The sequence below is a fragment of the Stenotrophomonas sp. YJH_SMC_6 genome (assembly GCF_059371335.1).
Window position 1 is genome coordinate 118741 of the sequence record NZ_JCAFUM010000004.1, and the last position, 18781, is coordinate 137521.

19 protein-coding genes and 2 riboswitches are annotated in these 18781 nt (G+C 67.8%); of the genes, 3 read left to right on the plus strand and 16 right to left on the minus strand.

The window, feature by feature from the left end; genetic code table 11:
* Nucleotides 1–33: 33 nt before the first annotated feature.
* The 4 genes from sppA to AC5P9N_RS05570 all read right to left on the minus strand — a co-directional run bounded on the left by sppA (nt 34) and on the right by AC5P9N_RS05570 (nt 5254).
* Complete coding sequence (gene sppA, locus AC5P9N_RS05555; RefSeq protein ID WP_099484469.1) at nt 34–1956, minus strand: signal peptide peptidase SppA; 1923 nt, start codon at nt 1954–1956, stop codon at nt 34–36.
* 115 nt (nt 1957–2071) lie between these two features.
* The gene (locus AC5P9N_RS05560; protein WP_005411205.1) at nt 2072–3436 is read right to left on the minus strand and encodes an MATE family efflux transporter; all 1365 of its coding nucleotides are present in this window, start codon (nt 3434–3436) and stop codon (nt 2072–2074) included.
* Between the two features lie 236 nt (nt 3437–3672).
* Nucleotides 3673–4257, minus strand: a complete 585-nt coding sequence (locus tag AC5P9N_RS05565; protein ID WP_076739646.1) for a DUF3106 domain-containing protein — start codon at nt 4255–4257, stop codon at nt 3673–3675.
* Entirely contained in the window at nt 4250–5254 is a 1005-nt protein-coding gene (locus tag AC5P9N_RS05570; RefSeq protein ID WP_005411207.1) for a hypothetical protein, read from the minus strand. Before AC5P9N_RS05570 ends, AC5P9N_RS05565 begins: the two co-directional genes overlap by 8 nt.
* 412 nt (nt 5255–5666) lie before the next feature.
* Here AC5P9N_RS05570 and AC5P9N_RS05575 point away from each other — a divergent pair, with 412 nt between their 5' ends.
* On the plus strand, nt 5667–7844 hold the full coding sequence (locus AC5P9N_RS05575) for a primosomal protein N' (RefSeq protein ID WP_099484486.1): 2178 nt from the start codon (nt 5667–5669) through the stop codon (nt 7842–7844).
* Nucleotides 7845–7893: 49 nt separating this feature from the next.
* On the opposite strand, the gene AC5P9N_RS05580 is transcribed toward AC5P9N_RS05575, so the two are convergent.
* A complete protein-coding gene (locus tag AC5P9N_RS05580; protein ID WP_005414615.1) occupies nt 7894–8514 on the minus strand; it encodes a glutathione S-transferase family protein in 621 nt (206 codons plus the stop codon).
* Nucleotides 8515–8657: 143 nt separating this feature from the next.
* Nucleotides 8658–9437 (minus strand): NYN domain-containing protein, encoded by a 780-nt coding sequence (locus AC5P9N_RS05585; protein ID WP_099484471.1) that lies wholly within the window; start codon nt 9435–9437, stop codon nt 8658–8660.
* 123 nt (nt 9438–9560) lie between these two features.
* Between AC5P9N_RS05585 and AC5P9N_RS05590 the strand changes: the two genes are divergently transcribed.
* The gene (locus AC5P9N_RS05590; protein WP_005411211.1) at nt 9561–10841 is read left to right on the plus strand and encodes an NAD(P)/FAD-dependent oxidoreductase; all 1281 of its coding nucleotides are present in this window, start codon (nt 9561–9563) and stop codon (nt 10839–10841) included.
* Between the two features lie 91 nt (nt 10842–10932).
* On the opposite strand, the gene AC5P9N_RS05595 is transcribed toward AC5P9N_RS05590, so the two are convergent.
* From AC5P9N_RS05595 to AC5P9N_RS05605, 3 genes are all read right to left on the minus strand, one after another.
* A complete protein-coding gene (locus AC5P9N_RS05595; RefSeq protein ID WP_032965972.1) occupies nt 10933–11388 on the minus strand; it encodes a hypothetical protein in 456 nt (151 codons plus the stop codon).
* Between the two features lie 5 nt (nt 11389–11393).
* A complete protein-coding gene (locus AC5P9N_RS05600; protein ID WP_059035568.1) occupies nt 11394–11825 on the minus strand; it encodes a nuclear transport factor 2 family protein in 432 nt (143 codons plus the stop codon).
* 71 nt (nt 11826–11896) lie between these two features.
* Complete coding sequence (locus AC5P9N_RS05605) at nt 11897–12172, minus strand: GIY-YIG nuclease family protein (RefSeq protein WP_005411214.1); 276 nt, start codon at nt 12170–12172, stop codon at nt 11897–11899.
* A 40-nt stretch (nt 12173–12212) separates the two neighbouring features.
* A riboswitch (glycine riboswitch) is annotated at nt 12213–12302 on the plus strand.
* A 13-nt stretch (nt 12303–12315) separates the two neighbouring features.
* Nucleotides 12316–12421, plus strand: a riboswitch (glycine riboswitch).
* Nucleotides 12422–12503: 82 nt separating this feature from the next.
* On the opposite strand from AC5P9N_RS05605, the gene AC5P9N_RS05610 reads away from it, so the two are divergent.
* Nucleotides 12504–13121, plus strand: a complete 618-nt coding sequence (locus tag AC5P9N_RS05610; RefSeq protein WP_005411215.1) for a trimeric intracellular cation channel family protein — start codon at nt 12504–12506, stop codon at nt 13119–13121.
* 168 nt (nt 13122–13289) lie between these two features.
* Here AC5P9N_RS05610 and AC5P9N_RS05615 read toward each other — a convergent pair whose 3' ends face one another.
* The 7 genes from AC5P9N_RS05615 to AC5P9N_RS05645 form a co-directional block, all read right to left on the minus strand.
* On the minus strand, nt 13290–14363 hold the full coding sequence (locus AC5P9N_RS05615; protein WP_005411216.1) for a 3-deoxy-7-phosphoheptulonate synthase: 1074 nt from the start codon (nt 14361–14363) through the stop codon (nt 13290–13292).
* A 295-nt stretch (nt 14364–14658) separates the two neighbouring features.
* Nucleotides 14659–14916, minus strand: coding sequence for a hypothetical protein (locus tag AC5P9N_RS05620; RefSeq protein WP_005411217.1), 258 nt, complete (start codon nt 14914–14916; stop codon nt 14659–14661).
* Nucleotides 14917–15028: 112 nt separating this feature from the next.
* On the minus strand, nt 15029–15367 hold the full coding sequence (locus AC5P9N_RS05625; RefSeq protein WP_005411218.1) for a DUF6616 family protein: 339 nt from the start codon (nt 15365–15367) through the stop codon (nt 15029–15031).
* A 47-nt stretch (nt 15368–15414) separates the two neighbouring features.
* On the minus strand, nt 15415–16155 hold the full coding sequence (locus AC5P9N_RS05630) for a DNA alkylation repair protein (RefSeq protein ID WP_099484473.1): 741 nt from the start codon (nt 16153–16155) through the stop codon (nt 15415–15417).
* Nucleotides 16152–16652 (minus strand): MarR family winged helix-turn-helix transcriptional regulator, encoded by a 501-nt coding sequence (locus AC5P9N_RS05635; RefSeq protein WP_049460248.1) that lies wholly within the window; start codon nt 16650–16652, stop codon nt 16152–16154. The genes AC5P9N_RS05630 and AC5P9N_RS05635 overlap by 4 nt, the downstream gene beginning before the upstream one ends.
* A 72-nt stretch (nt 16653–16724) precedes the next feature.
* Complete coding sequence (locus tag AC5P9N_RS05640; protein ID WP_099484487.1) at nt 16725–18023, minus strand: sensor histidine kinase; 1299 nt, start codon at nt 18021–18023, stop codon at nt 16725–16727.
* Nucleotides 18024–18055: 32 nt separating this feature from the next.
* A complete protein-coding gene (locus AC5P9N_RS05645) occupies nt 18056–18763 on the minus strand; it encodes a response regulator transcription factor (RefSeq protein WP_099484474.1) in 708 nt (235 codons plus the stop codon).
* Nucleotides 18764–18781 lie beyond the last annotated feature (18 nt).

An 18781-nucleotide genomic window follows, 5' to 3' on the forward strand; every position in this document is an offset into this window, starting at 1 on the left:
GGGCCGGGCGTTTTCATTTGTCACCGCTGCCGATCAGAACCCGCAGAAGCAGTAGGCCAGCGCCTTCACCGGCGTGCCGTTGCCCTTCTCGCGCGCCGCGTTCTCGACAAAGCGCAGCTGCGTATCCACTTCCGGCATCGTGCGCGCCAGCACCATCCGCGCCATGCCCGAGTCGGACAGCATCCAGGCGCCGGCACGGCTGCCGGCGAAACCGCTGACAAACTGCGCGAACGGCGTTGCCGCCTTCTCGATGTAGCGCACGCGATAGGCATCGGCCTTGCCCAGCTTGGCGCGGCTGGCGGCATCGGCCACGGCATCCTTCAGGCCACCGAAGGCATCGACCAGGCCACGTTCCTTGGCCTGCGCACCGCTCCACACGCGGCCACGCGCCACTTCGTCGACGGCCTCGACCGGCTTCTTGCGGGCGTCGGCGACGCGACCGGTGAAGTCGGCGTAACCCTTGTTGATCACCGACTGGATGACCTGGCCCACGGCCGGATCCATCGGGCGGGTGACATCGAACGCACCCGCGAAACGGGTGGTGCCGACACCATCGGTGTGCACGCCGATCTTGTCCAGCGCGCGGCTGAAGTTCGGCACCATGCCGAAGATGCCGATCGAACCGGTGATGGTCGACGGATCGGCATAGATGCGATCGGCATTCATGCTGATCCAGTAGCCACCGGAGGCGGCCAGGTCGCCCATCGACACCACCACCGGCTTGCCGGCGGCCTGCAGGGCCACCACTTCGCGGCGGATCTGCTCGGAGGCGAACACTTCACCGCCCGGCGAATCCACGCGCAGCACCACCGCCTTCACGTTCTCGTCGTCACGCGCGGCACGCAGCAGCGCCGAGGTCGATTCGCCACCGATGCGGCCGGCCGGGAGATCGCCGCCGCTGATTTCGCCGGCGGCCACAACCACCGCTACCTGCGGACGGCTGTCCACCGGGTTGCGGCGCGCATCGAGCTGGCCCAGGTAGGTGCCGAAGTCGACGTTGCGGAAACCACCGTCGGCATCGTCGTCGGCCACGCCGCGCTCGATCATCAGATCCTCGAACTCCTCGCGGGTCTTCAGCGCGGTCACCAGCTTCTGCTGCAGGGCGAACTTGGCCAGGTCGCCACCGGCGGCGGCGATGCCTTCCGGCAGCGTGTCGATGCCGGCGGCCAGCTGTGCCGGGTCCAGGCGACGCGCCTTGGCGATGTCCGCCAGATAGCGCTGCCACACGTCGTTCATCCAGAACAGGTCGGCTTCCTTGGAGGCCGGCGAGGCCGCATCGAGCACGTACGGCTCGGCCGCGGACTTGTACTCGCCCACCTTGAACAGGTGCACGTCCACGCCCAGCTTGTCCTGCAGGCCGGTGCGGAAGTACTGGCGGTAGCGGCCCAGGCCCTCGAGCACCACCGACCCCATCGGATCCAGGTAGACCTCGTCGGCCTGTGCGGCCAGCAGGTACTGCGACTGGCCCATGCTCTCGCTGTAGGCCACCAGCTGCTTGCCGGAGGCACGCAGGTCCTGCAGCGCGGTGGCCACTTCACGCAGCGAAGCGAAGCCGGACGGCTGCAGCTTGTCCAGCTCCAGCACCACGCGCTCGATCTTCTTGTCTTCCTTGGCCGACTCGATCACCCGCAGCAGGTCGCGCAGCTGGATCTCTTCGGCGCCGTTGTCGCCCACCGCCTTGGCCAGTGCGCGGCTGACCGGGTCGGCGCTGAACTGCTCGACCAGGCGGCCTTCCGGGGCGATCACCAGGGTGGTGCGGTCCTGCAGCGACTTGCTGGCACCGGCGCCCATGCCCGCCGCGATGACGAACATCACCAGCAGCAGGAACAGCAGGCCGAAGAACAGCAGGTTGAGGATCAACCGGCGGGTGAAGTTCATGACGTCCCACAGCCCGATGAAGAAACTGGCGACGGGGTTGCGACGCGCCGGGGGCAGCGGGGGCACGGGTTGATTCATGGAACGCTCCGGATGGCTTCTTGCCGTGGTACCAGCATAGCCGGTGCCGCGTGATGCGGCATCGGACACAAGTCAGGGGATCGCCCGCCATGGGTCGGCATGACGGGCGCAAAGGTCAGGACAACATCGACTGGCCGATGCGCAGGCTGCTGCGGCGCAGGCGCCAGCCCATCAGGATGGCAGCGGCGGTCAGGCCAACGATCAGGCCGATCCACATGCCCTGCGGGCCCATGCCCAGGCCCAGGCCGAGCCCGGCGCCGAGCGGCATGCCCAGGCCCCAGTACGCGAACATGGCGATGAACATCGGCACGCGGGTGTCTTTCAGGCCGCGCAGCGCGCCGGCCGACAGTACCTGGATGCCATCCGGGAACTGGAAGGTGGCCGCGTACAGCAGCAGCGTCGAGGCCAGGCCGGCCACCGCCAGGTCGTTGGTGTAGACACCGACGATGGCATCGTGGCCGAACAGCAGCACCGCCGCCGACAGCGTCTGCGTGCCCATGATGATCGCGTAGCCGGCCCAGGCCGCACGCCGTACGCCGAAGCCATCGCCACGGCCAACCGCATGGCCGACGCGCACGGTGGTGGCCTCGGCCACGCCCATCGGGATCATGAAGCACAGCTGCGCCACGTTGATCGCGATCTGGTGCGCGGCCGCTTCATTCGCACCCAGGCGGCCGATCAGCAGCGCGGTGACGATGAACAGGCCGCCTTCCATCAGCACGGTAATGCCGATCGGCAGGCCGGTGCGCAGCAGGTCCCAGATCGCCTTCCAGCGCGGTCCTTCGAAGTGCGAGAACAGCTGCAGGTGGGCGAAGCGCTTGGTGCGCCACAGGTAGAGGGCAAACGCCGTGGCCTGCAGCCACATCATCACCGCCGAAGCGATGCCCAGGCCTTCCGCACCCAGTTCCGGGAAACCGAGCTTGCCGTTGGCCAGCACGTAGCCCATCGGCGCCAGCACCAGCAGGCCGCCGAAGCCGAGCAGCATGGTCGGCAACGTCCAGTGCATGCCTTCGCTCAGGTAACGCATGCAGAAGTACAGGGTCAGTGCGGGCCCGCCCCAGCGCACCGCGTGCAGGAACGCGGTCGCCCCCGGCACGATGTCCGGCGCGATCCCGAACGCTGGCAGCAGCGGCGGCACCACCGTGAGGAAGGTGAACATGATCAGGCCCAGGCCCAGCGCCAGCCACAACGCCTGGCGGAACAGCGGGCCGATTTCGCGCTCGCGGCCGGCGCCGTGCAGCTGCGATACCGAGGCGGTGAGCGAGATCAGGGTGCCGATCGGGATCAGCATCGGCAGCCACAACAGCGCCGTGCCGATGGTCACCGCGGCCAGGGTCGCGGTGGCGTGGTGGCCGGCAATGACGTTGTCGACGAAGGAGATCAGACCGGTGGACACATGCCCGAGCACAAGCGGCAGGGCGAGCAGACCGGTGGCGCCGACTTCCTTGCTGAAGCGCGGCGTGGAGGTTGCAGTAGACATAAGGTGCTTGACGCGAACTACGGTTGCGCGCGAAGGGCACAGGCACCGGGTTGCGGCCGGTCATCTTACGCGCGCAGCGCGCGCATTCCCATGACATGGCGTGAATGCTGGGTTCCGGCAGGCCCCGGCATCACGCGTTGCGATCGCGTTACGAACAGAAAAAGGGGACGGAGGGGATTAAGTCGTTTCAAGCCCGACTGTGCCGAACACGACTTAATCCCCTCCGTCCCCTTTGTTTACTGGCCGGCCTGGCGCTTGAGCCAGGCGTCGCGCTCGGCGGCCGGCACGGCGAGGAACGCGCCTCGCACCGTGTCACGCTCCTGCGGTGGCGTGCGCTGCGCGACCAGGCTCAGTTGGGCCAGCTGCGCCGGGCTGAGCTGACGCAGCACGGCCAGCGCGGCCTCGCGCTGTTCCGGTGGCACGAAGCCGAACAGGCCGTGCAGCTTGGGGAACTCCAGTCCCAGCTGCGGGCCCAGCCGCCAGCCCTCGCGGAAGGCCTGGTCCTGCGCCTGGAACTGCTCGCGCAGGCGCTGCTGCTGGTCCGCCGGCAGCGCATTGAACCGCGCCGCAGCCTGCCGGATGCGCTCCCGCTCGCTCTCCGGCAGGGCGCGCCAGGCCGCGTAGTCGGCACGGCGCTGACGCTGCTGCTGGGCGTCGAGCTGGGTGAACGCAGCGGGCGTCGTGTTTGTGGTGGCCGGAGCGGGAGCCGCCGGTGAACTGCCCGGCACTGGCGGCGGCAGCGGCACGCTCAAGGTCTGCGGCGCGGCGGACAGCGACAACGGCAGGGCCAGCAGCAGGCTGGCGAACAGGGTCTTATTCATCGGCGGCAGCGGTTTCCAGCGTGGCGCTGGCCGGCTCGGGCCGGCTCGGCCTGGATTGCGATTCGTCCACCGGCAACGGGCCGCCGGCGGCGGTCCAGGCATACAGATCGGCATCGGCCACCAGCGGATAGTCGCGGTCGGCCAGCATCATGGCGTCGTCGGAAGCTTGGGCCGGGGTCGCATCCGGCGTGGCATTGACCTTGCTCGGCGGAAGCGCTTCCACCGTGACCGGGCCAGCTTCGCCCACTACCCCTTCCGGCAGTGGAGCGTCGCTACCGGATGAATGTCCTTGCCAGTAGCGCCAGCCCAGTGCCGCGGCCAACAGCACCGCCACCGTCACCAGCAGGATCACCGGGCCGCGCCAGCGCGGCCTGGCATTGGGACGCCGCCGCTTGCCCTGGGCGGCCGCACGATCATCGCGCTGCGGTGCGCGCCAGCTGGTCGCGGGAGCTTCATTGCTGGCGGCCGGCGCAGCCGGCTGCTGCAGCTGCTGCAGGCGCTTGGCCGGCAGGTCGCGGATGCGCAGCTGCACCTGTTCGGCCAGCTGGCGCCATGCCGACGCATCGGGCTGGCCGTGCGCATCACGGGGGCAGGCATCGGCCAGCAGGTGCTGGTAGCCCGCTTCGTCCTGGTCGAGCACGCGCATGGCGATACCCTCGTCCAGACTGCCGCCCACCCGCAGCAGGAGCGCCAAGCGCGGCAGCGGCCCCATTTCGCCCAGCGCGGCCAATGGCGGCAGCCACTGGCCGCCCACCGGCTCGCGCAGCGCCTGGCGCTGGCCCAGCAGGGTCCAGAAGCGGATCGGCCACTGCGCCATCGGCAGGTCGCTGGCGACCGCGGCGAAGGCGCGCATCACCGCCACCAGCGTCTGCTCGGCTCGCGCGGCATCGCCGCACTGCAGCTCAGCCACCACCAGGGCGCGGCGCTCGACGCCGCGCAGGAACGCCGACAGCGCGCCGGCCGCGGTCGAGGAAACAGGGGCGGGCACAGCCGTCATCGGTCACTCCAAAGGTCTGCCGGCATGATAGCGGCAGCCCATCGGCACCCGTAGGACTTGCGCGCGCAGGCACTTCGTGCTGCAGGTTGTGCACAGCACCACGCCCGCCTCGGGGAAAACTGCGGCATCCAGCTGAATTCACTCTGTTTCAGCAATGTTTCACACCCAAGTTGTTGATTTTGAATGACTTTGAAGTGTGGCGATTTTTTGACCAACCCAAGCGTGAGCTCGTCGCCATCGGCCTCCTGCGTTCCCGTCGACCGGTAACGCACAACGTTATCCACAGAACATGTGGATAAGACTGAATCTCCAATGGACACCGATATTTAGGTGACATTATGATTCGACGAGGGCTCCCCGGTTGTCTCTGGCCCCTGCCATCCGCGCGCGCATGGCCCGTTACACTGGCCCGATGCTTTCACCCATTCCGACCCTGCAGGTCGCCCTGCCCGTCCCGCTGCCGCGCCTGTTCGACTACCTGTCACCAGAGGGCGATGGCCCCACGGTCGCGGTCGGCTGCCGCCTGAAGGTGCCGTTCGGCAACCGCGAGCTGGTCGGCGTGGTGGTGGGGCACGGCCAGACCGATGACGGCCAGGGACTGCGCCAGGCCTTGGCCTGGTGCGACCCGCAACCGCTGCTCCAGGGCGAGCTGTGGCACAGCCTGCAGTGGCTGGCGCGCTACACCCATGCGCCACTGGGCGAGGTGCTGAGCACCGCCCTGCCGGGCCCGCTGCGCCATGGCGACGCCCTGCCCGACACCCATCACTGGGGCTGGCAGCTGACCGCCGAAGGCCGCGCCCAGCGCGAAAGACTGCGCGCCGGCAGCCGCCCCCGGCAGCTGGCCGAGCTGCTGGCCGACGCCATCGTCGATGAGGACGTGCTGGGCGAACGCATGGACGACTGGCGCACCGCCGCGCGCAGCCTGGCCAAGCGCGAGCTGGCCGAACGCGTGGCGCTGCGCGTCGCTCCGCAGCACGCGCAGCCACTGCCTGGCCCCACCCTCAACACGGAGCAGGCAGAGGCCGTGGCGGCGATCAACGCAGTCGAGGGCTTCCAACCGTTCCTGCTGGATGGCGTAACCGGCAGCGGCAAGACCGAGGTCTACCTGCAGGCCATCATCCACTGCCTTGCCCAAGGCAAGCAGGCGCTGGTGCTGGTGCCGGAAATCGGCCTCACCCCGCAGACCCTGGCACGCTTCCGCGGCCGCCTCGGCATCGCCGTGCATGCACTGCATTCGGGGTTGAACGACAACGAGCGCGCCCGGGTCTGGGCGGCGGCTTCGCGCGGCGAGGCACGGGTAATCGTCGGCACCCGCTCGGCGGTGTTCACGCCGCTGCCGCAGGCCGGCCTGCTGATCGTCGACGAGGAGCATGACGGCAGCTACAAGCAGCAGGATGGCATCCGCTACCACGCACGCGATTTCGCCCTGGTCCGGGGCAAGGCGCTGGGCGTTCCGGTGCTGCTGGGCAGCGCTACGCCTTCACTGGAGACGCTGCACAACGCCTATGCCGGGCGCTACACCCACCTGCGCCTGAAGCAGCGTGCCGGTGATGCGCGGCCACCGCGCGTGCGCATCCTTGATGTGCGCAAGCGACCATTGCATGACGGCCTCTCGGCCGACGTGCTGGCCGGCATTGGCGAGCACCTGCAGCGCGGCCAGCAGGTGCTGGTGTTCAAGAACCGCCGTGGCTATGCGCCGGTACTGCTGTGCCACGACTGCGGCTGGACCGCGCCATGCAACCGCTGCGATGCACCGATGACCGTGCATGGCGGCGGTCGTCGCCTGCAGTGCCATCACTGCGGTGCGCGGCAACCGGCGCCGCTGGCATGCCCCGCGTGCGGGAGTCTGGCGCTGCAACCGCAGGGCATCGGCACCGAGCGCCTGGAAGAACATCTCACCGCCGCCTTCGCCGACTTCCCGGTGGTGCGCATCGACCGCAGCACCACCTCGCGACGCGATGCACTGGAACAACAGCTGGCGAAACTGGGCGACCAGCCCGGCATCCTGGTCGGCACGCAGATCCTGGCCAAGGGCCACGACCTGCCCAAGCTGACCCTGGTGGTGGTGGTCGGCATCGACGAGGGCCTGTTCTCCGCCGACTTCCGCGCCAGCGAGAAACTGGCGCAGCAGCTGATCCAGGTCGCCGGTCGCGCCGGACGCGCGCGCGACCCGGGCGAAGTCTGGCTGCAGACGCATCACCCGGGGCACCCACTGCTGGAGACCCTGGTCAGCGGTGGCTACCACCCGTTCGCGCAGGCCGAGTTGAACCAGCGCCAGGCCGCAGGATTCCCGCCGTTCGCGCATCTGGCGCTGATGCGCGCCGAAGCGCAGCAGGTGGAGCATGCCAATGCATTCCTGCTGGCAGCGCGACAGCTGCTGGGCGAGCAGGACGTGGTGGAAGCCTATGGACCCATGCCGGCGCCGATGCCACGGCGCGCCGGTTACCAGCGCGCCCAGCTGCTGCTGTCTGCCGCGCAGCGGCCACCGCTGCACGGGGTGCTTTCGCAACTGGTACCGCAGCTGTATGCGCTGCCGGAAGCACGCAAGGTGCGCTGGTCGCTGGATGTGGATCCGACGGATCTTTATTGAGGGGTCAGAGCCTACCCGTCGGGTGGGATCCGACCCCGGACGCTTTCGCTTACGTCAGCGGCGACATCACGCCGCGCTGGTAGGCGGGGCGCTCGCGAAGACGGGCGTACCAGTCGGCCAGGTGCGGCAGTTCCGGACGCTGGATCGGCAGTTCGAACCAGGCATAGATCAGCGAGCCCAGCGGGATGTCACCCATCGCGAATGTCTCGCCGGACAGCCACGGCTGCTTGGCCAGGGTGGCATCGGCCATCGCCAGGTAGTCGCCGGCGCGCACGATGGCGGCATTGATCCGCGCTTCGTCGCGGTCGGCCGGGGCGGTGCGCATGATGCCCCAGATCAGGTCGGTATACAGCGGCGCCATGCGCGAGGTGCTCCAGTCCATCCACTTCTCGGCCTGGGCGCGTTCCATCGGGTCTTCGGCGTACAGCGTGCCCAGCGCGTAGCGCGCACTCAGGTAGCGCACGATGGCGTTCGATTCCCACAGCGGCAGGCCGTGGTCTTCGATCACCGGTACCAGGCCATTGGGATTCATCGCCTGGTATTCCGGCGTCTGCGTGCCGCCGTGGCTGCCACCGACCTCGATGGACTCGTACGGCAGGCCGATTTCCTCGGCACACCACAGCACCTTGCGGACGTTGCTGGAATTGCGACGGCCCCAGATCTTCAACATGCGGGTATTCCTTGCTGGCAATGCGAGCGGCAACGATACCCCTGATCGGGCGGGGTGTGTGCATGCCGGATGCGGGATCTGGCATCCGGGGATTGCCGGCCAGCGGCCGGCACTACCGGTTCCTTGCTGGCCAGCGGCCGGCATTACCGGTTCTTTTTCGGCAGCGCGCGCACGTAGGACGACTTGCCATCCTTCTTCAGTTCGAACAGGCCGATCGCTGCCAGCAGATCGCTGAGCTTGCCGTAGCCATAGTTGCGCGGGTCGAACGACGCTTGGTTGCCGATCTGGCTGCCGACCGGGCCGAGGTGCGACCAGCCATCCTCGCCCTCGGCCGCGGACACCGCGCGGCGCAGCATCTTCACCAGCCGCGTGTCGCTGCGCATTTCCGCACCGCTCTTGCGCGGGCGCGCATCGTCGTTGGCCAGCGGCTCGTTCGAGGCCTGTTCGCTGGATGCCTGTTCGGTATCCGGCACGCTGGCGTGGGTCTGGCCCAGTGCTTCCAGGTAGGTGAATTTCGAGCACGCGTTGACGAACGGCTCGGGTGTTTTCTTCTCGCCGAAACCGTACACCTTCACGCCATCGGTCAACAGGCGCATCACCATCGGGGTGAAGTCCGCATCGCTGGAGACAATGGCAAAGCCATCCAGGTTGCGCGCGTACAGCAGGTCCATGGCATCGATCACCATCGCCATGTCCGAGGCATTCTTGCCCTTGCTGTAGGCGAACTGCTGGATGGGACGGATCGCATACTCATGCAGCACCGCTTCCCACCCCTTCAGTCGCGGGCTCTTCCAGTTGCCATAGGCGCGGCGCACGTTGGCCACCCCATAGCGGGCCACTTCGGCCAACACCTCGTCGATCTTCGAGGCCGGCGCATTGTCGGCGTCGATCAACAGGGCGATGCGCTTTTCCGGTTCGCTCATGGACTCCTCGCGGGCGGTTGCCTGAACCCGAGTATCGCCGATCCACGCGGGCGCTGACGTGACAGGCAGTCGCCGTGCGAAGATGCCAGGCGCTTCCCCCAATGCCCCCACTGGAGTGAGTCGATGAGTCGCGAGCGCGTTCCCCACCTGGTTGTTGTCGGCGGCGGTTTTGCCGGTCTCTGGGCCACCCGTGCCCTGGCCCGCGAGCGCATACGCATCACCCTGGTCGACCGCCGCAACCATCATCTGTTCCAGCCGCTGCTGTACCAGGTGGCCACCGCCGGCCTGTCCGCGCCGGATATCGCTGCACCACTGCGCCATATCCTCGGCCACCAGCGCAACGTGGAAGTCCGCCTCGGCGAAGTGGTCGCCATCGACAAGCAGTCCCGGCAGATCCGCATGGCCGATGGCAGCACGCTGGACTACGACAGCCTGCTGCTGGCCACCGGCGCCACCCACGCCTACTTCGGCAACGACCAGTGGGCCGATGATGCGCCCGGCCTGAAGACGCTGGACGATGCGATCGCGCTGCGCCGCAAGCTGCTGCTGGCGTTCGAGCGTGCCGAAGCAGAACCGGACCCGGCGAAGAAGGCCGCATGGCTGAGCTTCGCGGTGGTCGGTGGCGGTCCCACCGGTGTTGAACTGGCCGGCACCCTGGCCGAGATCGCGCGGCATACGTTGCGCAACGAATTCCGCCACATCGACCCGGCCAGCGCCAAGGTGCGGCTGGTCGAGGCCGGCCCGCGCGTGCTGTCCTCGTTCCCGGAAGTACTTTCGCTGAAAGCACGCCGCCAGCTGGAAAAGCTGGGCGTGGAAGTGCTGACCGGTACCCCGGTGAGCGACATCGACAGCCAGGGCTTCACGCTCGGTGACCAGTTCGTACCGGCCCGCACCGTGGTCTGGGCCGCCGGCGTGGCCGCTTCACCGCTGGCGCGCACGCTGGACGTGCCGCTGGACCGCGCCGGCCGCGTGCCGGTGCAACCGGACCTGACCCTGCCCGATCACCCGGAGCTGTTCGTGGCCGGTGACCTGGCCGCACTGAGCCAGGCCGACGGCAAGCCGGTACCCGGCGTGGCACCCGCTGCCAAGCAGATGGGCAAATACGTGGCCGAGGTGATCCGCGCACGCCTGCACGGCAAGCCCGAGCCCGGCCCGTTCAAGTACGCCGACTACGGCAACCTGGCCACCATCGGTCGCATGGCCGCGATCGTGCACTTGGGCCGGCTGCAGCTGTCGGGCGTGCTGGCCTGGTGGTTCTGGCTGGCCGCGCACGTGTTCTTCCTGATCGGCTTCCGCAACCGCATCGTAGTGCTGCTGAACTGGGCCGTGGCGTACTGGAGCTACCAGCGCAGCGCGCGCATCATCTTCGGTGATGACCAGGAAGACCGGCGACCCCGACGGTAGTGCCGGCCGCTGGCCGGCTGCCGCGCGGTCCGTCCCCTCTCCGCAGGAAAGGGCTCTGACTCCGTCAACATCATCAATGCATGGCGTGGATCTACCGCTTCATCGGGCCGCCGGGCGCCCGCCGTTTCGACCATGCGCGGCAGAAGTCCTCCTTCCTTGCGGTGTCGGCAATCTGCGCGGCACTCCAGTTGCGGGTAATCCAGATCGTCAGTGCCGTGCTGCTCAGATGCCAGCGCAGCATGTCGTGCCGTGGCTGCCGCCAAAGATGGCGGCGGGCAATCCAGAACGCCTCCCGTTCCAACTCTGGCACCTTCTTCTTCATCGCGTCGTCGTCGAAGAACTGCGCGGCGAAACTCCAGGGATTCATCGGCTGAAATCCTGTTCGCGGTTCACTGCTGCACGCAGCCACACCACTGGGCGCACGGTCTGCTGGCTTCGGCCAACCGCCCACCAGGGCAAGCCCGAGCAGGTACAGCAGGCCAGGCAGCAGTGCGATGCCGGCGGCCAGTACGACGACGGAGACCCATGCCTTACCGGCGGCACGCATCGTGCTCACTTCGCCTTCGGTTTCGGGTACCACAACGCGTTGACGATGACCCAGCGCTGGTCGAAGCGCCCCATGTGGAAGTAATCGACGAACCACGGCGTTTCCAATCGCACCGAGGCGGCATTGCCGGTCACGTCCAGCACCGTGCAGCGGCGGTCCCATTGATCCTTCGGGGTTTTCAGCGCGCCCTGCTTCGTCAGCGCGACCAGTTCTTCCTTCGACATGCGGCGCAGGCCCAGCCGCTCGTCGGGCGTATCGCCGAGGACCGCGCGCTTGGCCAGGTCCGGGTGCAGGGAGCGGGCGACGCGCTGCGGGTCGGCCTCCAGCTGGCCGTCGACGTAGTCATGGCAGGTGGCTTCGATGGCCGCGAGGGTGGCCGGGTCGACAGCCGGACTGGTTGACGCGGAGAGAGCGAACAACAGGGCGACGGTGGACATCCGGGTCTCCAGCGCTGAGGGCTGGGCGATCATCGCATGGCGGCACAGAGGCATCCATGTATGCCATGGATCTACAGGGACCCAGCATCCACCGCCTGCAGCCAGGCCAGCTTGCGTTCCCGCGGCTGCTGCTTGAGCTGCCATTCGGCCCGCGAGGCGGCGGCCCGGTCCGGGTATTCGCGCACGGCCAGCACGCGCAGCGGTGGCCGGGCCCGGGTGTAGCGCGCGCCCTTGCCGGCCTGGTGGGCGGCGAAGCGCGCGTCCACGTCGGTGCTGATGCCGGCGTAATAGCTGCCATCGCGACATTCGAGCAGGTACAGGAACCACGGGCGGAGGGACGGGGCCATGCCCGGATTATGCCGTGCTGCACTGCAGCGGATATACTGGCGCCCGAATGCAGGAGAGAGGCGCCGCGCTGGCGCCCGCCGAAGGCGCAGGCTCCCATGATCGCTCAGGCCGGTGGGCTGGAATCCCACCAACCATGCATTCGACTCGCCGAGCTGGAGAGAGGTCACCGGGCATGCCCGGGACGATCCGCCGAAGGGGCACGCGGCCCATGCCGCTGAACTCTCAGGCAAAAGGACAGCGGGAGCGGCACCGGTCATCGTCATTCCGTCATTGCGCAGGCAATGGCGGCGTCCGCGCATGGCCGGCCCCACCGCGCCCGGAGCCTGCCCCATGTTGCTGTCCATCATCTACCTGATCGCCATTTCCGCCGAAGCCATGACCGGCGCGCTGTCCGCCGGCCGCCGCCGCATGGACCTGTTCGGCGTGGTCATGATCGCCTGCGTCACCGCACTCGGCGGTGGTTCACTGCGCGACATCCTGCTCGGCCACTACCCGCTGGGCTGGGTGAAGCATCCCGAGTACCTGGGCTTCACCGTGTGCGCGGCGCTGATCGCCACCTGGGTCGCACGCTGGATGCACCACTTCCGCCGCACCTTCCTGGTGCTCGATGGCCTGGGCCTGATCGCCTTCACCCTGATCGGCTGCTCGATTGCGCGCGAAGCCGGCCATGCGATGCCGATCGTGCTGATCGCCGGCATGCTGACCGGCGCGTTCGGCGGCGTGCTGCGCGACATCCTCTGCAACGAGGTGCCGCTGATCTTCCAGAAGGAGCTGTACGCGATCATCGCGCTGCTGACCGGCGCGGCCTACCTGTTGCTGCTGCACTGGGGCGTGGCCGACGCCACCGCGATCCTGTGCTGCCTCGGCGGCGGCTTCGCGCTGCGCCTGCTGGCGATCCACTACCGCTGGGAAATGCCGAAGTTCGTGTACCACGACGAAGTGCATTGAGGTTCGCGCGGCGGAATCCGCACCACCCCGGCGATGTACCTGGCGCTGTCGCTCATGCGCAGCGCCAGGCGCATCGCCGGTGCAGATGGGCCGGACTCCAACTCCGACCGGCCCTGATCGCGGCCGCACCCCCGCAGGCGCTGGCCGCCATCCACACACGTGCCGCACTCAAGCGGCTTCGGACACCTTCACGTCGCGACGGGCGCGCACGGCCGCGGCCAGTCGCTCCAGCACCGTCACGGTGGTGTCCCAGTCGATGCAGCCATCGGTGATGCTCTGCCCGTAGACCAGCGGTTGGCCTTCCACCAGTTCCTGGCGACCACCGACTAGATGGCTCTCGATCATCACACCGACGATGCGCTGTTCACCGTCTTCCAACTGAACGGCGATGTCCTCGATCACCTTCGGCTGGTTGTCCGGGTTCTTCAGGCTGTTGGCATGGCTGGCGTCGATCATCAGGCGCGTCGGCAGCTTGGCCTTGGCCAGCGCCTGGCAGGCCTCGGCGACACTGCCTGCATCGTAGTTCGGCTGCTTGCCGCCGCGCAGGATCACATGGCAATCCGGGTTGCCAGTGGTCGACACGATGGCGGTGCCGCCCTGCTTGGTGACCGACAGGAAGTGATGCGGATTGGAGGCCGCACCCACCGCGTCGGCGGCGATCTTCACGTTGCCATCGGTGCCGTTCTTGAAGCCGACCGGGCACGACAGCCCCGAGGCCAGTTCGCGGTGCACCTGGCTTTCGGTGGTGCGCGCACCAATGGCGCCCCAGGCCACCAGATCGGCGATGTATTGCGGCGAGATCACGTCAAGGAACTCGACGCCGGCCGGCAGGCCGAGCTTGTTGATGTCGCGCAGCAGGCCACGGGCAATGCGCAGGCCCTTGTCGATCCTGAAGCTGCCATCCAGGTCCGGGTCGTTGATCAGGCCCTTCCAGCCCACCGTGGTGCGCGGCTTCTCGAAGTACACGCGCATCACGATTTCAAGTTCCCCGGCCAGCGCGTCACGCAGCGGCTTCAGGCGCTGGGCGTACTCGATGGCGGCCTTCGGGTCGTGGATCGAGCATGGGCCAACCACCACTGCCAGGCGGTCGTCACGGCCATGCAGGATCTGGTGCAGGGCCGCGCGCGAGGCGCTGACGGTGTCGGAGGCTTCATCGTCACACGGCAGCATCGCCAGCAGCTGGGCAGGCGGTGTCAGCGGTTCGATGGTGCGGATACGCAGGTCGTCGGTGTGCGGGGGCATTGGGGGAGGTCTCCGGAACGTTGGGGGTCCCCAGCGTGGCGGCATGAAAAAAGCCGCCAGGTTCGCTGGCGGCTTTCGGGAATGCGTCTGAAGCTTTCTTCAGGGTGAGCGCAGTCCTTCCTCCGCCAATGGCTTCGGAAAGTAATACCAGTAAAAGCGGGTGGCGGCTGCGTTCATGGGTTGTATTGATAGCACAGCTTTTGCGCAGTGCAAAATGTTTCATCCGCAACTGGGGACGCGGTTCAGCGAGATGCGCGCCGGCCCTGCCCACGCGGCGGCAACCACGCAACGTCGCTCATTTGCCATGCACTTCCACATCCAGCAGCAGGCCCTCATGGATGTCGGCCCAGCGTTCCAGCACGCGATCCAGTTCCTGCCGGGCCTCGTCCAGCTGCTCGGGGTTGAGCAGGGAACGCGCGGTGTAGAGATCGGAAACCAAGCGCCGCAGGGCCGATTCCTGGATGGCCACCGACGGCCCCTCCAGCCCCGGCAACTGCAACGCCGGGCTGTCGCCAAGAGGGCCGAACAGCGTGACCTGGAGCGTGCTCTGCATGATCGACCTTCCTGCGGATGGACATGGGCAATGTCCTGTTTACCGCGTCTGGGTGACAGGCGCATGTGCCACCCATGCCCAGCACCGGGATCTGCCGGCGTCTGCCGCGCCGCTACAAGGCGGCCAGGTCGGCAAGGTGCTGGGCCATGCTGTCCATCGCGCCTACCGCCTGGGTGGTGGTGAAGTACTCATGCCAGCCGGTAGCGGCAATGCCGGCCATCAACGCATCGACCTCCTCGCGGCTTGCACAGCGCCAGACCGCATAGAACTGCTCATCGCTGCCGTGCGGTACGCCCGAGGCAATGCGGCCCATCGCCAGCGGCGTGATGCGGACCGGATCGAACTGCTGCATGCCGGCGCCGATACGGGCGAAGAAGGCGTTCCGCTGCTCGGGCGGAAGTGTGGTCCAGGCAGGGGTGGCGGTGTAGAGCTCGATGAAGGTGTGCGACATGGTGGTTCTTCCTTGAGGGTTCGGGGGGTGCCGGCCAGCGGCCGGCACTACCGGAGCGAGCGCAGCGCGCGTTTGCGGATGTAGGCGTTGGCGTCGCTGTGGCGCTCATGCTGCCAACGCGTACACAGCTGGCGCAGCCACTGCGGCTGGGTCTTGCCGGCATCGTTGAGCCAGTTTCCGACCGAATCCTGCACATAGCGTTCCGGATCGTCGGCCAGTGCTTCCAGCAGCGCGGATACATGTTCCGGGTGCTGCTTGAACAGTGCGATATGCGTGGCCCAGACACCGCGCGGACGCAGTGCTTCGCAGGCAAAGCGGCGCAGGTACGGCGATGTTTCCTGTGACCACGGTTGCAGGTGCTCCAGCGCCTGCAGTGGTGCGGCAACGATGTCCGTGCGTAGTGCCAGCCACGCCCATTCGCGCACACCGAAATGGGGGTCATCGGCCAGTGTGCGCATCTGCTGCAGTTTCCCTGCCAGCGTTGCGCGGGCATCGCTGCCGATCAGGTAGCAGGCCCAGCCACGCACGGTATCGGAGCTGTGATGCTGCCAAAGCGCAGGCGCCCCCTGCCCCGCCTCACGCAGCAGTTGCGCAGCCAGGGCCATGCGCAGCGTGATGCCCTTGCCTGAGGCGTCCCGCATGCGTTGCTGCGCCTCCGGTGCAAGCGCAGGCGCCACCACCTGCAGCAGCGCGGCAAAATCCACTGCCAGGCATTCTGCCAGATGGGTGGCGGGGACGCGGCCGGTGTTGAGTGCTTGCCGGCGTTCCGCAGGAATGGCCGTGCTCATGCTGCGGATTCCCGCCCGGCGTCCGTGTGCTGCCAGACCTTGTGCAGCAGCTGTGACAGCTGCTGCTGTTCATCAGCATCCAGGCCGTTGAACAGCCCACCGATCCATTGCGTGTGCTGCTCGAACAGCGATTCGGCCAAACGCTTTCCCGGTGTGGTCAACACGATCTGCAGGCGGCGGCCATCCCCGTCGTCGTTGCGACGCTGCAGCAGGCCTTCGCGCTGCAGGCCATCGAGCAGGCCGCTGATGGTGGCGCGGGTCACGCCGGCGCGCTCGGCCAGCACATGCGGCGGCAGTGCGCCACCGGCCCCGTGCAACAGGAACAGCACGATGAAGCGACCCTCGCTGAGCCCATGCGGTGCCAGCCGCGCGGCGCAGTCGCGATCGATCGACGAGGACAGCGAGAGCAGCTGGAAACACAGGCGCAGCGGCGCGATGTTGGCGTGACCGCGTCGCTGCGCTTCCTCGATCAGGGCATGGTGCTTGGCTTCGATCATCTCAAGTACGTGATATGGTTAGGCGCCTAATCATACAGCCGAACAGCCGCTGCCTGTAAACCACAGCCGATATCAGGTGAACTTTCCCAGCAGCAGGCACGCAATCAGCCCGCCGCCCTCCCGGTGCAGCAGCTGCAGTTCGCCCGCGTGCCGCCTCGCCACATTGGCGGCCACTGCCAGCCCAAGTCCCGCTCCACCGGTGGTGCGACTACGAGAACGCTCGCTGCGCTGGAACGGTTGCAGCAGGCGTACTCGGTCGCCCTCGGCGATACCTGGGCCCCGATCCATCACCTCCAGCTGGACCCCTCGCTCAACCACGGCAAGCCGCAGTTCCATCGCCCCGGCATAGCGATCGGCATTGTCGATAAGGTTGTCGAACGCGCGCCGAAGCAGCAGCGCGTCGCCGTGCCAGGGCAGACTGTCCGGCCCCTGGATGGAGATCTCGACACCGCGCAGCAACGCTGCCTGCACGCACTCCTCCAGCAGCGCGGCCAGATCCAGCGGGCGCATCTGCAACGGCTGCAATTCGCCGCGTGCGTAATCGAGCACCTGCTCGATCATCGTGTCCATGCGCTCGATGTCCGCCACCATCCGGGCCGCCTGTGGTGTGGGCGCGAACTCGGCGCGCAGTCGCAGGCCGGTCAATGGTGTGCGCAGGTCGTGCGCCACTGCAGCCAGCATATGGGTCATGTCCTGGGCCTGCGCACGCAGGCGCTCTCGACCGGTGCCGATCGCGGCGGCCAGCATCTGTACCTCGCGCGGGCCATCATCCGGCAGGGGCGTGTCGGCTTGCAGGTCCACACGTGCACTGGCATCGGCCAAGCGTCGTAGTGGACGCCCCAGCCGGATCGATGCCCACGCCGCCAGCGGCGCCAGCAACACGGCACCGCCCAGCAGCGCCAGTATCACCTGTCGCCGCCAAGCTGCCAGATCACTGTGATCGCTGCCGACCACCCGCCAGCGGCCATCGGCCTGGCGCACGCCCAGTTCAAACGGCGGCCATTGCATCGCGGTCAGCAGCGCGGCCTGCGCCTTCAGTACACCGACCCGCGCCGTGCCGTCGAGCACCTCGCCGCCTTCGATGACCTGCACATCAGGCGCCTTGCCCTGTCCGCTCCAGACCAGGCGCACCTCCTTCGCCGGCAAACCCATCTGCAGCGCCGCCAACTGGGTGAGCCAGTCACTGGCACTGCCCTGTGGTGGCGCATCCTGCGTCGCCAGATGCAGGCCCAGTGGTGCCGCGGCCTGCTCCCCCCGCAGCACCTGCACGGCCTGGTCCAACCGCATCGGTGGCGGCGCGGGCCGAGGCATCCAGCCAACCACGGCCACGCTGACCAGTGTCGCCAGCAGCAGGCTGGCCAGGGCCAGCATCGTGATCCAACGCGCGGTCGGCCACCGGCTGTTCACAGCACCTGTACCTCGGCGTGGAAGCGATAGCCTTCGCCACGCGATGTCTGCACCAGGGCTTCCGCACCGGGTGAGGCCTGCCCGAGCTTGCGGCGCAGGCGGCTGATCGCCAGGTCGACCGCGCGGTCGACGCTGTCACTCGGTTCGCCACGGCTCAGCTGCAGCAGCTGCTCGCGCCCCAGCACCCGCCCGGGGCGTTCGGCCAGCGCCAGCAACAGGCTGAATTCACCACGGCTGAGCACCAGCTCGTTCCCATCCGGCGCCAGCAGGCGACGTTGTTCCGGCAGCAACCGCCAACCAGAAAAGCGCAGTTCACTGGCTACCCGCGCGCGCAGCTTGTCCTGCCGGCGCAGCAGCGCGCGTACCCGCGCCAGCAGCTCGCGCGGGTCGAACGGCTTGGCCAGGTAGTCGTCCGCGCCCATCTCCAGGCCGATCACCCTGTCCGGTGCGCTGCCCATCGCCGACAGCATCAGGATCGGAATGGCCCGTGCCTGCAGCCGGCGGCAGACCGACAGGCCATCCTCACCGGGCATCATCCAGTCGAGGATGATCACGTCCGGGCGATCGACCTGCAGCAGCACGTCCAGCGCCGTCGCGTCCGCTGCCACCCGTACCCGGTAGCCATGCAGCAACAGGCAATCGGCGATGGCATCACGGATGCTGGCGTCGTCATCGACAACGATGACACGGGCGGGAGTTGTCATGCAGGCAGTATCAGGCAG

What these genes read in the sequence shown, in the direction of transcription:
- sppA (WP_099484469.1), bottom strand. Translation starts at nt 1,956, where the DNA reads ATGAATCAACCCGTGCCCCCGCTGCCCCCGGCGCGTCGCAACCCCGTC.
- AC5P9N_RS05560 (WP_005411205.1), bottom strand. Translation starts at nt 3,436, where the DNA reads ATGTCTACTGCAACCTCCACGCCGCGCTTCAGCAAGGAAGTCGGCGCC.
- AC5P9N_RS05565 (WP_076739646.1), bottom strand. Translation starts at nt 4,257, where the DNA reads ATGAATAAGACCCTGTTCGCCAGCCTGCTGCTGGCCCTGCCGTTGTCG.
- AC5P9N_RS05570 (WP_005411207.1), bottom strand. Translation starts at nt 5,254, where the DNA reads ATGACGGCTGTGCCCGCCCCTGTTTCCTCGACCGCGGCCGGCGCGCTG.
- AC5P9N_RS05575 (WP_099484486.1), top strand. Translation starts at nt 5,667, where the DNA reads ATGCTTTCACCCATTCCGACCCTGCAGGTCGCCCTGCCCGTCCCGCTG.
- AC5P9N_RS05580 (WP_005414615.1), bottom strand. Translation starts at nt 8,514, where the DNA reads ATGTTGAAGATCTGGGGCCGTCGCAATTCCAGCAACGTCCGCAAGGTG.
- AC5P9N_RS05585 (WP_099484471.1), bottom strand. Translation starts at nt 9,437, where the DNA reads ATGAGCGAACCGGAAAAGCGCATCGCCCTGTTGATCGACGCCGACAAT.
- AC5P9N_RS05590 (WP_005411211.1), top strand. Translation starts at nt 9,561, where the DNA reads ATGAGTCGCGAGCGCGTTCCCCACCTGGTTGTTGTCGGCGGCGGTTTT.
- AC5P9N_RS05595 (WP_032965972.1), bottom strand. Translation starts at nt 11,388, where the DNA reads ATGCGTGCCGCCGGTAAGGCATGGGTCTCCGTCGTCGTACTGGCCGCC.
- AC5P9N_RS05600 (WP_059035568.1), bottom strand. Translation starts at nt 11,825, where the DNA reads ATGTCCACCGTCGCCCTGTTGTTCGCTCTCTCCGCGTCAACCAGTCCG.
- AC5P9N_RS05605 (WP_005411214.1), bottom strand. Translation starts at nt 12,172, where the DNA reads ATGGCCCCGTCCCTCCGCCCGTGGTTCCTGTACCTGCTCGAATGTCGC.
- AC5P9N_RS05610 (WP_005411215.1), top strand. Translation starts at nt 12,504, where the DNA reads ATGTTGCTGTCCATCATCTACCTGATCGCCATTTCCGCCGAAGCCATG.
- AC5P9N_RS05615 (WP_005411216.1), bottom strand. Translation starts at nt 14,363, where the DNA reads ATGCCCCCGCACACCGACGACCTGCGTATCCGCACCATCGAACCGCTG.
- AC5P9N_RS05620 (WP_005411217.1), bottom strand. Translation starts at nt 14,916, where the DNA reads ATGCAGAGCACGCTCCAGGTCACGCTGTTCGGCCCTCTTGGCGACAGC.
- AC5P9N_RS05625 (WP_005411218.1), bottom strand. Translation starts at nt 15,367, where the DNA reads ATGTCGCACACCTTCATCGAGCTCTACACCGCCACCCCTGCCTGGACC.
- AC5P9N_RS05630 (WP_099484473.1), bottom strand. Translation starts at nt 16,155, where the DNA reads ATGAGCACGGCCATTCCTGCGGAACGCCGGCAAGCACTCAACACCGGC.
- AC5P9N_RS05635 (WP_049460248.1), bottom strand. Translation starts at nt 16,652, where the DNA reads ATGATCGAAGCCAAGCACCATGCCCTGATCGAGGAAGCGCAGCGACGC.
- AC5P9N_RS05640 (WP_099484487.1), bottom strand. Translation starts at nt 18,023, where the DNA reads ATGCTGGCCCTGGCCAGCCTGCTGCTGGCGACACTGGTCAGCGTGGCC.
- AC5P9N_RS05645 (WP_099484474.1), bottom strand. Translation starts at nt 18,763, where the DNA reads ATGACAACTCCCGCCCGTGTCATCGTTGTCGATGACGACGCCAGCATC.